The organism is Bradyrhizobium sp. Mp27 (assembly GCF_029953005.1).
Taxonomy (GTDB): Bacteria; Pseudomonadota; Alphaproteobacteria; order Rhizobiales; family Xanthobacteraceae; genus Bradyrhizobium; species Bradyrhizobium barranii.
The window spans coordinates 1-13,781 of record NZ_JASAUS010000174.1; the positions used below are offsets into that span (position 1 = coordinate 1).

General features: G+C 63.1%; 11 protein-coding genes and 3 pseudogenes. 10 read left to right on the forward strand and 4 right to left on the reverse strand.

Annotation, left to right across the window (positions count from 1 at the left end; all coding sequences use genetic code 11):
• Positions 1-928 precede the first annotated feature (928 nt).
• From QJT78_RS43220 to mdoH, 3 genes and pseudogenes are all read left to right on the forward strand, one after another.
• A pseudogene (locus tag QJT78_RS43220) lies at positions 929-1,663 on the forward strand (strawberry notch C-terminal domain-containing protein); the annotation flags it as partial.
• Positions 1,664-2,341: 678 nt separating this feature from the next.
• Entirely contained in the window at positions 2,342-3,847 is a 1,506-nt protein-coding gene (locus tag QJT78_RS43225; RefSeq protein ID WP_212479473.1) for a glucan biosynthesis protein G, read from the forward strand.
• The gene (gene mdoH, locus QJT78_RS43230; RefSeq protein WP_281460618.1) at positions 3,835-5,961 is read left to right on the forward strand and encodes a glucans biosynthesis glucosyltransferase MdoH; all 2,127 of its coding nucleotides are present in this window, start codon (positions 3,835-3,837) and stop codon (positions 5,959-5,961) included. The genes QJT78_RS43225 and mdoH overlap by 13 nt, the downstream gene beginning before the upstream one ends.
• A 123-nt stretch (positions 5,962-6,084) precedes the next feature.
• On the opposite strand, the pseudogene QJT78_RS43235 reads toward mdoH, so the two are convergent.
• A pseudogene (locus QJT78_RS43235) lies at positions 6,085-7,496 on the reverse strand (TAXI family TRAP transporter solute-binding subunit).
• 219 nt (positions 7,497-7,715) lie between these two features.
• Between QJT78_RS43235 and QJT78_RS43240 the strand changes: the two are divergent.
• Positions 7,716-8,012 (forward strand): DUF1236 domain-containing protein, encoded by a 297-nt coding sequence (locus tag QJT78_RS43240; RefSeq protein ID WP_249166138.1) that lies wholly within the window; start codon positions 7,716-7,718, stop codon positions 8,010-8,012.
• Positions 8,013-8,139: 127 nt separating this feature from the next.
• Complete coding sequence (locus QJT78_RS43245; protein WP_281460619.1) at positions 8,140-8,562, forward strand: hypothetical protein; 423 nt, start codon at positions 8,140-8,142, stop codon at positions 8,560-8,562.
• A gap of 185 nt (positions 8,563-8,747) precedes the next feature.
• Here the strand turns inward: QJT78_RS43245 and QJT78_RS43250 are convergent, their stop codons facing one another.
• Positions 8,748-8,990, reverse strand: coding sequence for a hypothetical protein (locus QJT78_RS43250; protein WP_281460620.1), 243 nt, complete (start codon positions 8,988-8,990; stop codon positions 8,748-8,750).
• Between the two features lie 485 nt (positions 8,991-9,475).
• Between QJT78_RS43250 and QJT78_RS43255 the strand changes: the two genes are divergently transcribed.
• From QJT78_RS43255 to QJT78_RS43270, 4 genes are all read left to right on the forward strand, one after another.
• Entirely contained in the window at positions 9,476-9,877 is a 402-nt protein-coding gene (locus tag QJT78_RS43255) for a hypothetical protein (RefSeq protein WP_212479479.1), read from the forward strand.
• 105 nt (positions 9,878-9,982) lie between these two features.
• On the forward strand, positions 9,983-10,192 hold the full coding sequence (locus QJT78_RS43260) for a hypothetical protein (RefSeq protein WP_080677796.1): 210 nt from the start codon (positions 9,983-9,985) through the stop codon (positions 10,190-10,192).
• 131 nt (positions 10,193-10,323) lie between these two features.
• Positions 10,324-11,364: a glycosyltransferase family 4 protein gene (locus QJT78_RS43265; RefSeq protein ID WP_028154328.1), complete on the forward strand. Its 1,041-nt coding sequence runs from the start codon at positions 10,324-10,326 to the stop codon at positions 11,362-11,364.
• 137 nt (positions 11,365-11,501) lie between these two features.
• Positions 11,502-12,011, forward strand: coding sequence for a PRC-barrel domain-containing protein (locus QJT78_RS43270; protein ID WP_212479477.1), 510 nt, complete (start codon positions 11,502-11,504; stop codon positions 12,009-12,011).
• Between the two features lie 253 nt (positions 12,012-12,264).
• Here QJT78_RS43270 and QJT78_RS43275 read toward each other — a convergent pair whose 3' ends face one another.
• Positions 12,265-12,492: a hypothetical protein gene (locus QJT78_RS43275; protein ID WP_028154326.1), complete on the reverse strand. Its 228-nt coding sequence runs from the start codon at positions 12,490-12,492 to the stop codon at positions 12,265-12,267.
• Between the two features lie 275 nt (positions 12,493-12,767).
• Entirely contained in the window at positions 12,768-13,097 is a 330-nt protein-coding gene (locus tag QJT78_RS53300; protein ID WP_348652420.1) for a hypothetical protein, read from the reverse strand.
• A gap of 141 nt (positions 13,098-13,238) precedes the next feature.
• On the opposite strand from QJT78_RS53300, the pseudogene QJT78_RS53305 reads away from it, so the two are divergent.
• Positions 13,239-13,607 (forward strand): annotated as a pseudogene (locus tag QJT78_RS53305) (DUF1236 domain-containing protein); the annotation flags it as partial.
• Between the last annotated feature and the right edge of the window lie 174 nt (positions 13,608-13,781).

A 13,781-nucleotide genomic window follows, 5' to 3' on the forward strand; every position in this document is an offset into this window, starting at 1 on the left:
GTCAACGCATACAACGACAGAGCCGAGCCCTTCGTCTGGACCAAGAAAAAGGTCCGTCAACGCCGTTTCAAAGGCCGCCGTATCACTCAGCTCTGATTCCGGGTACTAGGTCACGACGTCACATTGCTTGCCCGCGGCGACTCGGTAACCTCGGCGCGATTGGTAAAGCTGCGTTCCGACCGCCCTGCGGCTGGAGCACAAAGTATGCGACGTTTCCGTATTACATGCTCATGCCCGACCGGGTCCGACACAGAGTCACATCAGTCGACTTCCATATGGACTATCTGCACTTTCCACTTTTCCGGGAGACGTCCTCGATCTCCGCGTCGGGCGCTTCCTCGATCCCGCGATTGAGTTCTTGATCGCCAAGATCAGAACTGCGGGGCCAGGGGTGCCTAAGATCAGGAAGATCACCAGGAGCGTGATGATGGTCGTCCGGTGTTACGAGCTGCCAGTTATCGCTGACGCCAAACAGCGGGCCTGTGCCGCCCAGACTGCCACGATATGGCGACCGCCAGCAGGAAGGTTGCGGTAGTCCCGAGAGGCGCAGCCGCGACGGCCAGGTGGCCGAGCCAGCCCGCCGGCGGCGGCGCGTCGGCGGTGCCTCCGATAGGCAGGTTCGCTCGCTTCTATTTCGGCTCCAGTTTTGGGTCGGTCGGCATCACGGGCGCACCGGCCGCGGCAGCCGATTCGGTCGTCGCTCCGTTAGCGGCTTTCTTGTTCGTCCCGCCGACCTATCCGCATCCTGAAGGTGACCGCTCCGCCGACGGCGCGAAGCCAAAAGCCGCCGTCGGCTGTCACGCCGTCTGCGTCGCTTCGGCCGATGTTTGCCACTCGTTGCCGGAGCAGCCGCATGCGGGCGATGATGCAAACCCCACGAGGGGCCGGCTTAGGTTGGTGCCGCCCTAAGGCGACACCGCCGCGACGGAACCTCGCCGAGAGCTCGGCCTTCATGGATGACGTCAAGCGGATCCTCGTGTTTTCCGACGCGGGCGGCACGGGGAGGAGTTACCATGCCGCACTGTCGGCATGGAATCGCCGCCTGCGGGTCCACTATTTGCTCGAGCCCGGCTGGAAGGCCGACGCTGCGATCCAGGGGCGGCCGGACCAACCAGGCGCAGCCGCCGCTGTTCCGCCCCATCGCGACCCGACGTGAAGGCCGGAAAGCGTTCTCTCAGCACCATCGCTCGCCGGCTCGATACATTGGGCGCCATGACGCGCGGCCAGCGCCAGACCGGAGGGCAGGGCTTGTTCCGGCCCGAAGACAATCTCGAAAGCCAGTATGGCCGTGACGCGTTGCGCCAGCTCTACCTCTGCTGACGCGCGGAAAGGTCGAGGGATGCTCGCTAGAGAGATTCGAGGATGCGACCGGCCTGAAGCTGATTGATGCCAATGGGCTCAGGGATGACCTACCGCCGATCACGACGTTCCTGAACAGGTTGCTGGCGCTTACCATCGAGCTTCAGAACATCTTGGTCACCGTCTTCGAGCAGCTATTGACCGCACGGATCGAGGGTGCGGTTGCATCCGGCACCTACGACGTCGGGCTGGAAACGCTCCGTGCCGAGAGTTTTGTGGTCACAGACCGGCGGACGACCTATGTCCATGCCGGCACTGGTGCCGAACTCGACTCCTCACGATCGCCCAGCGCCAGCGTTCTCGCGGAGACCCGCCCGTTGGAGCCGGCGAGGGTGGCGGAGAATATGCCTCGACCAGTGCTCACAACAGCCACGCATGAGCGATGACCGTTCGCCGTTATCATCGGTCGTCCAAGGTCGCTCAGGGTGCCACGTTGAACGAGGGATCATCGAGCTTGAGCGAGAGGTACGCGCCTCTCCTCGGAGCGCTTGGATCAAGCTCTACTAATCTCTGCCTGGCTCACATTGCTGCGTGGAGCGGCGCGCCGCGCTCGATCATTCCTCCCGGGACAACATTGCCCTTTGCGGCAGATTGTTTCTCTTCATACGCCCAACCGTTCCGACCTCTTGTGAGGGTCAACCGAGATTTGGCTAGTCTTCTCCTTTAGATTGCGCTTTAGCACGCGGACGCACGTGGCCTGTTTGATGGCTTGATCTGGCCGAAGACCGGGGTGGCGATAGCAAAGATCGGTGCTTCCAAACGCGCGCCATTTGATCCTTTAACCAGAGAAGGCGCACGAAGCCAAGACGTTCCGCGGACCGTCCGCCGTGGCGAAGGAAGCTCGCCGCTTGCCGAATTCCCTCCGTTTTGTGGTCGTTGGAGCCGTCGCGCTTGTCCTCGCGCCAGGGATGGCCAGCCAGTGGAACTCGCAGGCGCGGCGGTCGTTGCTTAGCCGCGGCAGCAGTAGCGAGTAGGGGAGCACGTGAACCGACGTCAGCTTGTTCAAGCGGTGCTGCCGGCATTGCTGCTCCCCTCGCGAAGCGGCTCTGCCGCAGCGGGCCCGTCGGATGACGCTTTCGGGCCATCCATGGTGAGGGATCTGGCCCGCAAGCTGGCCAGCAAACCGTACGAGGCGCCGGACGAGAAGCTGCCGAGCGGCTTGAAGGACCTCGACTACGATCAATACCGTTCGATCCGCTTCCTGCCCGAGCGCGCTCTGTGGCGCGGCAAGAATCTTCCGTTCGAAGCGCAGTTCTTCCATCGGGGTTTTTTCTACAGGAACAGAGTGAACATCTTCGAGGTCGCGGACGGAAAGGCCGCCGAGCTCAAGTACCGCAAGGCAGACTTTTTGTTCGGCGAAAAGGTCCCGGCCTTCGAAGACGCCGATATCGGCTTTGCTGGCTTCCGGATACACGCCCCCATCAACCGAGCCGACTATTACGACGAGGTCTGCGTGTTCCTCGGCGCGAGCTACTTCCGCGCCGTCGCAAAGGGGGAGACGTACGGGCTTTCTGCTCGTGGGCTTTCGATCGATACGGGCGAAGCGAAGGGCGAGGAATTTCCGCTCTTCAAGGCCTTCTGGCTCGAGCGGCCTGCGCCCGGTGCGAGTTCGCTGGTGATCCACGCTGTGCTCGACAGCAAAAGCTGCGCAGCGAGCTACCGATTCACCGTACGGCCCGGAGACACGACGGTCTTCGACGTCGAGATGTCGATCTACCCGCGCGTCGAAATGCTGCGGGCCGGGCTCGCGCCGATGACCAGCATGTTCTTCTACGGTCCCAACGACCGGAACGACATCGACGATTTCCGCCCGTCAGTCCATGATTCCGATGGGCTCTCAGTTTTCAACGGGAAGGGCGAAAGCCTGTGGAGGCCGCTCAGCAATCCCCGTGACCTGCAGATCAGCACCTTTCAGGATCTCAATCCGCGCGGCTTCGGCCTGATGCAGCGGGAGAGAAACTTCTTCGCCTATCAGGACATCGAATCAAGCTTCCAGAAGCGTCCCAGCCTGTGGATGGAGCCGATCGGAGATTGGGGCGAGGGCGGCGTCATGCTGTTCGAGATCCCGACCAAGGAGGAGGTCCACGACAACATCGCCGCGTTCTGGCGGCCTAAAAGCCCGCTGCAGGCCAAGGGCGAACACAACTACACCTATCGGCTGCATTGGGGGCCCGACAGCCCGAAGCCGCATTCGCTCGCCAGGTTCACACGAAGCGGGATAGGTGCGAGGGGCGAGGACGCGCGCCTCTTCGTCCTCGATCTGCTCGGCGACAATTTGAAAGGCGTGGATCCTGCGGGCGTCAAGGGCGTTGTGACGGCGGAGAAGTCCGAGGTGAAGAACATCGTCACGCAGCCCAATCCCTATACCGGAGGTTGGCGGCTGAGCTTCCAGTGCCAGGTGAAGGGGGAGCCGATCGAGCTGCGGGCGTATCTGGCCGAAGGCGACAAGCCGTTGTCGGAAGTCTGGGTCTACCGATGGGCACCCTGAGCACGGCACCGCGGCCGATAGCCGGCGATATCGCGACCCAGCGGCTGCTCCCGCGCGAATCCCCGCTTCCGATGGCTCCTGGCGACCTCGGGAAGCACCGGGTGTCGGAGCGCGCTCCTGCGCCGGTCGCCACCACCATGGCTTGGCGGCGTGGCCTAATCCTCCTCTCGACGGCGGCGCTGACCGCGGCCGGCGGGTATGAGATGTATCGCGTGCTGGAGGTCGGCGGCGTCACGGTCCTCGAAGCCATGGTGCTGGCGCTATTCCTGATCCTGCTCGCTTGGGTCGCCTTTTCGTTTGCGTCCGCGTTGGCTGGCTTCTTTCTGCTGCTGGCCCATCGTCCGGATCGGGACGCCTTCGGGCTTGACGCGGAACTTCCCGCCATCGCAAGCCGCACCGCCATGCTGCTTCCCACCTACAACGAAGACCCGCACCGGTTGACGGCCCGGCTCCGGGCGATCATCGAATCCTTGGAGACTACGTCGCACGGAGAGCTGTTCCACTGGTTCGTTCTGAGCGACAGCACCGATCCGGACATCTGGGTCGCCGAGGAAAAAGCGCTGCTCGCTTTGCGACAGGCCGTCGGAATGCCTCGGCTGTACTACCGCCACCGCGCCGACAACACCGCGCGCAAAGCCGGCAACATTTCCGAGTGGGTCACGCGGTTCGGCGGCGTGTACGACTTCATGATCGTGCTCGATGCCGACAGTCTCATGAGCGGGGACACCATCGTTCGCTTGGCCCGTGCCATGGAGAACAATCCGACCGCCGGGCTCGTCCAGACGCTTCCCATGATCGTCAATGCGCGAAGTCTGTTCAGCCGCGTTCAGCAATTCGCGGGCCGCCTATACGGTCCGCTGATCGCGGCCGGCGTCGCCTGGTGGCACGGCTCCGAAGGCAACTACTGGGGACACAATGCGATCATCAGAGTGAAGGCGTTCGCCGAAGCGGCCGCGCTGCCGCAGCTTCGGGGACGGAAACCGTTCGGCGGGCACATCCTCAGCCACGATTTCGTCGAGGCCGCGCTGATGCGGCGGGCTGGGTGGGGCATCTATATGCTGCCGACGCTCGGCGGAAGCTACGAAGAGGTGCCGCCCTCGCTGCTCGATTTCGCGGCGCGCGACCGACGCTGGTGTCAGGGCAATCTTCAGCATCTCGCGGTGGTCCCTGCGCGAGGTCTCCATTGGGTGTCGCGCCTGCATTTCATGGTGGGCATCGGGGCCTATCTGACGGCGCCGCTGTGGCTGCTGTTCCTGCTGCTGGGAATGTTGATCTCGTTGCAGGCCCGCTTCGTGCGGCCGGAGTATTTCCCGAAAGGCTTCTCGTTGTTTCCGACCTGGCCGGCCCAGGATCCCGTGCTCGCCATCTGGGTGTTCGTCGCGACAATGGGCCTATTACTGTTGCCGAAGCTGCTCAGCCTGGTCTTGCTTTGGACGCGGCGGTCGGTGTCACGTCAATTCGGCGGCGCATTCCGAGCCTTGGCCGGAGTTCTCGCGGAGATCGTCGTCTCGGCCTTGATGGCGCCCGTGATGATGATCTTCCAGTCGATCGCGGTCATCGAGATCCTCGCCGGTCGCGATGCGGGATGGCAGACGCAAAGACGCGACGACGGCACTGTGGAGCGCAGCGAGCTCTACCGCAAATACGGCGTCCCGACCGCGTGCGGCGTTGTGATGGCCGCAAGCGCGTATGCCGTTTCATTGCCCCTTCTGCTCTGGATGTCGCCGGTCGTCGTGGGGTTGCTGTTCGCCGTTCCCATAGGGGCGCTGACAGCCAGTCCCGCGTCCGGCAAGTTGTTTACGACCCCCGAAGAACGAGGGCCGCCTCCGGTGCTGCGTCGAGCGAACGAACTGAGTGCGTCGGCCGATGCAGAGATCAAACCCGCATTGGTGGCGCTACGCGAGGACGCCGCGCTCTTGAGTTTCCACGTCGCGCAGCTGCCGCCTGCACGCGCCGCTCGGCCCGACACGATCGACGCGAACCTGGCCGTCGGACGTGCCAAGGTCGATGCGAGCGATACTTTCGAGGACGCCGCCGCCCATCTATCCTCCCGAGAGGTCTCTTCGATATTGAACGACGGTTCGGCGCTGTCGGCGGTGTTGCAGAAGCGATGAACACGCTCTCGACTGGAGACCCGGCCTGGGCTCGAACCAGGATAGGAAGTAGCCCCTACTTCTGCGTTGAATTCCGCTTCCGCCATCGGGTCATTCTCACCCTCGACGGTCGACCCGGGAACATCAATACTCCCTTCGTGGTACCACCTGCGAAAGCGGCCTGACGGCCAGATCTGAGGGACCGCTCTGCAGCGCCGCTCGCCTTTCCGCGACGGCATGATTGAACAGCTCGAGGACGAGGGCGAACGCGGCGAGGTCCTCCTGTTCGATCGCTCCATCATCGTAGCACTTGAGGGTTTCTCCAATGATCACGTCGACTTCTCGTTGCGCTGTCAGCAGGTCCTGTTCGGATCCAGCGTCGCGAACCTCGGAGACCACAGCGAGAAGGCGGTTGCGCTCGCTCGTGTTGTCGTCCCGTTCGTCCCGGTTCAGATAGCGACGCAGCCAGGCGGCGGCCGAACCAACACCGGAAAGAAGAAGCAAGGCGAACCAGAAGTAGTCGCTGTACTTGTCCAGAAAGGTCCGCTCGGTCCCGTTGATGACCGCTGCGGCGCCCCGGTGGACGGAGGGCTCCGCCTCCTTCTCCGTCTCGGGCTTGGTGATGTGCGCAGCGCCGGTGACACGTTGCGTGATCGTATCGCGGACGGCGAAGAGCTGCCGGTAGAAGGCCGCCGCCTTGGCTTCGGACAGTCCTTTTCTGGCCAGGATGAGATGGTTGACGCTGATGGTGTCGACCTTGTCCTCCGGCCAGGCCGGTTTCGCGTTGAATACACCGCCCGGAATTGCCTCGGCTTCGTAGCGGGCGTGCTTCAGGGCAATGGCCTCGGATGTTTCGACCGCAAGAAATTTCGGAGCCCCACGCGATCGCGAAGTCGCGGAGATCGCGTCGACAGTGATCTTGCTGTCGAGCGGACCGACGGCGAGGTACGCGTCGAGGGTAGCGTCTTGCGCGAGCTTTTCGATCTCGTCGGTCCCGAATTGAACGGTGGCAACCTTGTCGGGCTGTACGCCGGAGCCTTCCAGAATTGTGCGAAGGAGTGCGACGTTGGCGCCGGTCCTTCCGATGATGCCGACCTTGTGTCCCGGCAGATCGGCGATCTCACCGATCTTGCCGCCTGCCTTTTTCTTGGAGTCCTTGCCCGGTCGCGCGGAAGACGACCACAGGACGACAAAGTTCTTCCGCAGGATCGCCAGCGTCTGCGCGTCGGCCGGCATCCCGAGGTCGCTGCGGCCGACTGCCAAGTCGGTTTTGCCGGCGCCCATCAGGGCCAGGGATTCGGCCGCTCCTGCGGTCGTGATCGGCGAGAGCCTGACCGTCCTGCTTTCCTCGTCGAAGGCCTCGGCCATCGCCTGGACCACTTGGTGGTCTTCGCTGCCTAAAGGGGGCCGACGGCGATCCGGAGGGTCTCGGGCTGCAGGACGTAAAAGAGGGCGCCCGCTGCGGCGGCAAAGACGACACATCCCAACGCGAGCACGATCAGCAGCCTTCGTTGACGTCGATCGGGAGCACTCCTGACTGGATCGGACCGTGGCATCAGCTGACCCCACCTAAATAAACGCCTGCTTGGATTGCACATGCGCCGCCGCGACCTGAGTCAACCGGTAGCCTGACGAGAATGTTCCAGCGCGCGATGCGAGTTGAGAAGAGGCGGCTGCATGCGGCGGGAAAAATAGGCAACCTCATCGCCTTTGTTCCGGAACCTTGCACCATACGCGGGTTCTCGCATGCCGCATATGGGGGCGAGGAGAACAACATGAACAAGCTTCTACTGACGACGGCGATGGTGGCGATGATCTCGACGGGCGCAATGGCGCAGTCGACGGTCGTCACCACCACCGGCACGGGTCACGCCGACGCCGTGCAGATCGAACCGGAATACCGCACGAAGATCCGCACCTACGTTACCGAGCACAAGGTGCGCCCTGTGCAGACCCGCGAGAAGATCATCGTCGGCCAGCCCGTGCCGCGCGAGGTCGAACTCGAGGCAGTGCCCGCCGACTGTGCCCCTCGCTCACCAAGTACCGCTACGTCTACTCGGGCGAACGCGTGATGCTGGTCGATCCGTCGTCACGCACGGTCGTCCAGGAGATCGACTAAATCCTGAGGCGGGTCGCCGCGAGCGGCCCGCCTCGATCCGGCCCGTCGAAATTCAATCCTTCCCTTGCGAGCGGCCGTCCATGCCGATCTTCCGATACTTCCTATTCGCCGGCGCGCTGCTGCTGGCGCTGCTCTTTGCGGCCGATCGGTACCTGCCGGCTCCCGTCGAGGAGGCTGACCGCTCAGATCCAGACAGGACCATCATCCGGATCGCCTCGACGAAAAGCGTTCCGGAGAAGGTCGTATTCGACACGCGTCCGCAAGCCGACATGCCGCAGGTCGCGCATGCCGAGCCGATCCCTGAAGACCCGCAGGAGCAGGTGCGCCAAGCCATGGCCACCATGCCCGCAACACCTTCCGCCGAGGTCAAGAAGGAACCGCCCACACGCGTCTCCGCACAGGTACGTCCGCATCTCAAGCGCGCGGCGAAGCCGTCGACGAGGGCGACCGAACGACGGCTCGCCTTCGATCGGCACGACCCATTTGCTGGCGGATGGTGGTGAGCGGAAAGTTCTCGGCCGACCCCCACGTAAAAAGGCCGCGCCTTCCGGAGCGCGGCCTCCATCGTGCAGTTGGACGAGTCTTACCAGTGATGGTGACGATGCCAGCGGTGCCGAACGACCGGGTTGGATCCGCCAGTGGTCGTGTATCCGCCGCCCCAGCGATAAGGCTCGTCGTACCCAGAGTCCTAGGCGTAGGGACCACCGTAATAGCCGGCGCGATAGTAGCCCGGACCGCCATAGTAACCATAGCCGGGGCCCCAGCCGTACGCCGAGGCGGCAAGCCCGCCGATCACGGCGCCCGCAATCCGCCCGCCCGCGATGCCGGGTGCCCAGCCACCTCGCCAGTGAGCTTCCGCAGGAGAAATCGAGGCCACCGAGGCCAGACCAAGTGCGCCGACCATCAGCGCCGACATTGCAATCTTCTTCATCGCGATTCCTTTCACATTGCAGGCGCACCGCCGATAACGGGAAAAACAGGCAATGGTTTCCGCTACCGGCGGCGAACGGGCAATGGATGCTCGCCGCCGGGGCAGCTTCACTCGAATGCTTGGAGCGAACACGCAGGCCGAGGTTGGGTTCTGTTCATGCTGCGCCGCGGAAGCGCTCGATGGCCACCTCCTGATGGCCGCGTTAACTTTGTTGAATTCGCCGCAAAGAGTTTACGCGGTACGCTAAGTCATCTGCGTTGGGGGTTCCCATGTTCGATCCGACCACGACAGCGCTTTTGCGCGCCGTATTCGACGAGGTCTGCGAAGACGTCTCGTGCTATGAAACCGGTGCACGCACCCATGTGGCCTCAAGGATTCTGGAAGCGGCTACCAACGGTGACACCTCGCCAGAGAGGCTGAAGCAGGTTGGACGCGAGGCCCTTACGACGTCCCGAGCATGTGGTGGTAGCGGGAGGAAGGCGGGGGTGAACTTCCAGGTCACCGTTCTCAAGATCCTGGTGAGCTATCCCGACGGATTCGCCCTCATGGCGGACCTCAAGCGCGATCTGGCGATCCTGGCGACGAGCGGGCGCGACTGGGCCGAGCGGACCAAGCGCCTCGCCGCTCGCGTGCCCGTTCTCGACATCTTCTCGCAAGGCTTGGTCGAGCGACTGAACGGCGGATGGCGCATCACTGAGAAGGGCCGTGGCGTGCTCGAATTCATGGAAGCAAGGCCTGCCGAAATGCGGACAGAGAGCGCTGTCCCAGCAACAGAGCCTTTAGATTCAGCCCAAGCCTCACCGGATCTGGCTGCCAGGCGGTCCGGCCGGAGTCAGCGCGTCCAGCGCCGCCGTGCGGCACGCGAGCGGGCCCGCGCCAAAGCGTAATGAATGCGCGTTTCCTCCGGCCAACTTCGGGGGATCGGGAAAAACCGGAAACTTTGCTGTCCGTATTGAGTTGCCAGCGATCGGACGGGCGCTGGGAGCGTAAAGATGGTCGACGAAGTCGTCTTGAAGAATGCCACCGATACCGCCTGGACAGTTTACCGGGCGCGCCATCCTGACGTCGGCCCCCAGGACAGCCGGCGCTGCCTTCTCGAACGGCACCTGCAAAGGAGAGGGGAAGAGCGAGAGAGTGATACCGAAGAACTCGCCGGCTTCGGGATTGCCTACCTGCTCCGGCTCCCCCAAGACGAATGTTGACGACCATGAAAATGCTCGTCGCGCGCGCAGTCTGCGGTAGCACAAGGCCCTCTTGGACGCTGCTCGCGATTTCGTTTCTCATCTCAGCGGTCGTCGTGACCGGCTTGCGTTTTGTCTGCGGTGCCTGATCGATGCGGATCGCGCAGCTTGCCCCATTGGCCGAGAGCGGTCCTCCAAAGCTGTATGGTGGCACGGAGCGGGTGATCGCCTGGCTGGTCGACGAGCTGGTTGAACTCGGACACGACGTCACCCTGTTCGCAAGCGGAGATTCGAAGACAAAGGGGAAGCTCCATGCGGTTTGGCCGCGCGCGTTGCGCCTGGGGCGGAGGGGCGCCGACCCGAACGCCGCCTGCGCGCTGCTGATCGAGGCTATCGCCGAGCGAGCGGGCGACTTCGACGTGATCCACTCCCATGTCGATTGGCTGCCGCTGCCGGTCCTGGGCCGGACCGGCGTGACGTTTCTGACGACCATGCACGGCCGGCTCGACCTTCCTGGCCTGGCGGACGTCATCGGCGCTTTTCCCGAGGCTCCTTTCGTCTCCATCTCCGACAATCAGCGCCGGCCGCTTCCCAACGCGAACTGGATCTCGACGATTCCGCACGGACTGCCCAAGGACCTGTTTCGACCGTCGTCCGAAAGTGGTTCGTACCTCGCTTTTCTCGGACGGCTCACGGCGGAGAAGGGGCCGGAAGATGCCATACGCATCGCACGCGCGGCCGGCATGCCGCTGCGGATCGCGGCCAAGATTCCCCGCGCGGAGACGGCCTACTTCAAGAAAAAGCTGGAGCCCGAGATTGATAGCGAGGAGATCAAGCTTGTCGGCGAGGTGGATGACGTCCGCAAGCAGCCGTTCCTCGCAGGCGCCGCGGCCCTGCTGTTTCCGATCGATTGGCCCGAGCCGTTCGGTCTCGTCATGATCGAAGCGATGGCCTGCGGAACACCCGTGATCGCCTATCGCTCCGGATCCGTGCCGGAAGTCGTCGAGGATGGCATCACCGGCTTCATCGTGGACGGTGAGGAGCAGGCGATCAAAGCGGTCAAGGAAGCGGGCCGGCTGGACCGAAGCAGAATCCGCGCCCGCTTCGAGGAGCGATTCGAGGCCGGCCGCATGGCCAGGCAGTACGAAGAAGTCTATCGGGGGCTGATCACTTGCGGAGCGCGCCACGCGTAATGAGCGTCTCGATCGCGCCAAGGATTCGAAAAGCTCGTTACGACGATCGCCCGTTCCATTCGGGAACAACTGGCAATCGCGGGCGTTGGGGCGGGCATCCGAACGGGTGCGGCACTCACGCTGGAGGAGAAAATCTAATGAAATGCTTTCTTACCGTCGCTTTGCTGAGCACTGCCGTGATGGGCAGCGCTGCGTTCGCGCAATCCGCTCAGCCGGCCGACCGCGCTGCGCCGGCGGCCACCGCACAGTCGGCCGAAAAGATGATGCTGAAGGACAATTGGCGCGCCTCGAAGCTCATGGGCCTGAACGTCTACAACGAGGCCAACGAGAAGCTCGGCGACATCAACGAACTGCTGGTCGACAAGAGCGGCAAGATCCACGCGGTGGTGATTGGTATCGGCGGCTTCCTCGGGATGGGCGAGCACGACATCGCGGTCTCCATGGACAAGCTGAAGTTCGTCGAAGAGCCGGTCCGGACAAGTTCGACCGGCAACTCGACCACCACACGCGAGACGACCACGGGTGCGGCTTCGACGAACACCGCGACGCGCAATACGAACGATTGGGTCCCCGACCATGCGGTGATGAGCGGCAACAAGGAGCAGCTGAAGGCGCTCCCGCAGTTCAAGTATTCGGACTACAACTGACAGGACGAGACGTTTTTCGAGAGCGGGGCCTCCAACCGGGGGCCCCTTTGTTTTGGCGGGAGCGGGTGGGCCAAAAGAAAAACGGTTCGCCCGAAGTGCCGGGCGAGCCGTTCGTCGGAGCGTCTACGCGCTCAGTGCATATGAACAAGGAAATAGCCGACGCCGCCGACAACCAAAACGGCGGGAACGGCCCACAAAATCAAGACAGGCATTTGCTCCTCCAATGGCTTGTCAGAACAGAGCCCCCGAGCGGTTACTGCTCGGTACAGACCTTGGTGGTCTTGACCGCGGACTCGGCCTCCACCTTGGTCTTGTAGACGCCATCGCCCACGACCGTCGTGGTGGTCGTCGTCGGCTTGCTGTCCACGACCGTGCACTTCTTCGTGGTCGCGTCCCGAATGATGTAAAACTCGGCGGCGCTGGCGGCCTGGGTGCCGAGGGCAAAAGCGGCGAGCGCGCCACATACGATCAGCTTCTTCATGATGTTCTCCTCAGTTTCGTAAGCAGTCACTGCAAACGGGCAGACGCGATCGAAGTTCCGGTTATTCCCGTTGCGAAGGGAAGCGTGCCATTTCGCTACAGCCAAAATCTTCGAACTCGCTGATGAAATTTCAGCCCGGATTGCCGAGTTTTCCCGAAGCGGAACCTCGGTCCGCGTTCCGTGTTGATCGAGGTCCGCATTTGGGAGTTTCAGATGAACAAGCGTTTATTCTTGGCTACCACCGCTGCAGTCGCAATCGCGACTTCGGCTCTCGCTCAATCGCCGAGCTCGTCGAGCTCCAGTCCGACTACTACCCAGCGACAGCAGGATTCCTCGTCGCCACCGTCCTCGACGTCGACCCCTTCATCTAGCTCGTCGTCGGGATCCGCGCAGACCAATCCTTCGACTCCTTCGACGAACTCAGCCCAGACCCAGTCTCCGCCGTCGACGGGGCAGAATGCTGCAGGCCAGCCGTCCAATTCCGGCACGGGCACCGCGCAGGCGCCGTCTTCGAACAATTCGACCAACCAGGCCCAGACCAACCAGCTGTCCAACCAGACCACGACGCCTTCGAACCAGGCGCAGACCAATTCACCTTCGAACACCAGCAGAACACGGCCGATCGTTCGTCGAACACCAACGTGAACGCGTCGGTGAACATCAACGACCAGCAGCGGACCCGCATCAGCGCGTCGATTTCGCACCAGAACGTGCAGCCGCTCACCAGCGTGAACTTCTCGCTGTCGGTGGGCACAGCCGTGCCTCGGGACGTCCGCCTCCAGCCGCTGCCGGCCGAGGTGGTCGAGATTGTGCCGCAGTACCGCGGTTACAACTTCGTGCTGGTGAAGGACGAGATCGTGATCGTCGAGCCGTCTACCTACAAGATCGTGACGGTTCTGCCGTACTCCGGCCGCTCGACGGCAGCCGCGCCGGCGCGCGCGGAGCAGCGCAAGGCGACGTTCACCGACCAAGATCGGGAAGTCGTTCGCAAGCACGCCAAGGTCCGCCCCGTCGATCGCGAGAAGCGCGTAACCACCGGCAGCACAGTCCGCACCGAAATCCGGACCGGGGAGCGCGTGCCCGAGGGCGTGGAGATCGAGGCCTTCCCCGAGGAGGTCTATCGCGAAGCCCCGACGCTGCGTGAATACCGCTACATTAACCGCGACAGGCGCACCTACTACCCGGAATCAGAGCTGAGTGATACGGCGGCCTTTGAAACGGCGTTGACGGACCTTTTTCTTGGTCCAGACGAAGGGCTCGGCTCTGTCGTTGTATGCGTTGACGTAGGC

Bases quoted from the DNA above. Each gene is read 5' to 3' on its own strand.
- QJT78_RS43270 (WP_212479477.1), top strand. From the start codon at position 11,502: ATGAAATGCTTTCTTACCGTCGCTTTGCTGAGCACTGCCGTGATGGGC.
- QJT78_RS43240 (WP_249166138.1), top strand. From the start codon at position 7,716: ATGAACAAGCTTCTACTGACGACGGCGATGGTGGCGATGATCTCGACG.
- mdoH (WP_281460618.1), top strand. From the start codon at position 3,835: ATGGGCACCCTGAGCACGGCACCGCGGCCGATAGCCGGCGATATCGCG.
- QJT78_RS43250 (WP_281460620.1), bottom strand. From the start codon at position 8,990: ATGAAGAAGATTGCAATGTCGGCGCTGATGGTCGGCGCACTTGGTCTG.
- QJT78_RS43260 (WP_080677796.1), top strand. From the start codon at position 9,983: ATGGTCGACGAAGTCGTCTTGAAGAATGCCACCGATACCGCCTGGACA.
- QJT78_RS43275 (WP_028154326.1), bottom strand. From the start codon at position 12,492: ATGAAGAAGCTGATCGTATGTGGCGCGCTCGCCGCTTTTGCCCTCGGC.
- QJT78_RS43245 (WP_281460619.1), top strand. From the start codon at position 8,140: ATGCCGATCTTCCGATACTTCCTATTCGCCGGCGCGCTGCTGCTGGCG.
- QJT78_RS43265 (WP_028154328.1), top strand. From the start codon at position 10,324: ATGCGGATCGCGCAGCTTGCCCCATTGGCCGAGAGCGGTCCTCCAAAG.